Source organism: Bartonella sp. AA2SXKL (genome assembly GCF_042197205.1).
GTDB lineage: Bacteria > Pseudomonadota > Alphaproteobacteria > Rhizobiales > Rhizobiaceae > Bartonella.
This window is the reverse complement of record NZ_JBHIRN010000103.1, coordinates 1-790: the sequence shown is the minus strand read 5'-3', so window position 1 is coordinate 790 and position 790 is coordinate 1. Positions and strand designations below refer to the sequence as shown.

The window sequence follows — 790 nt, the reverse complement described above, 5'->3', positions numbered from 1 at the left end:
GCTAGAGCCGCGCCTGTTAATAGTAGATTTCTTTTCATCCATAAGATCATAAACGGTGTTCCTGAAAACGTTTAGCAACAAAGAAAATGCCAGCACAGGCGGCTAAAACCATGATAGTGGCGAGCGCCCATTGCACTGGACCATTGCCGGCTAATAAGCCACCAAGCCCAGAAAAAGAACCAATGACTGGTGCAAGGGCTTCGGCTTTGAAAAGCCCTGTTGCATGCTTTTTTTCTACCGTCTGATAGTTGGAGGAAACAAACGCGCCTTTCGCCCACAACCCTGCTTCTGCTGCACGACGGTGGACTAAGCCTTTTAAACGCTTTCCTCCTGCTCTAGTCCATTTCTGCAATTCAATGGGTACAGATTCATAATCGCCTTTATTCAGCTTTTTAAGTAATGTAGAATTTTGGAAAGCTATGATCCCTATATTATAACAAAAGGAAACAAGAGCACCAAACTGCTCGTCACTTAAGTCAACATACACCGCTTTTTCTACCGCCCGCTCATATTGACGCAAGTCTTCCAAAAGAAGAATTTCCGCTCTTGTGTCCGTAATGACCATGCCTTCAACAACTATCGGCTTACCCGCTTTTTCTGTATGACCATATCCTATCGTCCAAACACCAGAAGCATCTCTATAAGCATGGAGCCGTAGCCCTTCCCATTTCTTTAAATAATTGAGACAATTTTTATTGATTTTTCGTGCCATCGTTCAATTCCATTTTATAAATATACCTTGATTAATACGGCGCCATCGCCACCATCGCCACTGGAGGAAGACGTTGCA

The 790-nt window shown here is 43.8% G+C and carries 1 protein-coding gene; it reads right to left on the bottom strand.

The genetic code is table 11. The features are described 5' to 3' along the window. Positions 1 to 46: 46 nt before the first annotated feature. Positions 47 to 712 carry a lysozyme gene (locus tag ACFINS_RS10045; RefSeq protein WP_375706181.1) on the bottom strand — a complete coding sequence of 222 codons (666 nt, stop codon included), beginning with the start codon at positions 710 to 712 and terminating at the stop codon, positions 47 to 49. Between the last annotated feature and the right edge of the window lie 78 nt (positions 713 to 790).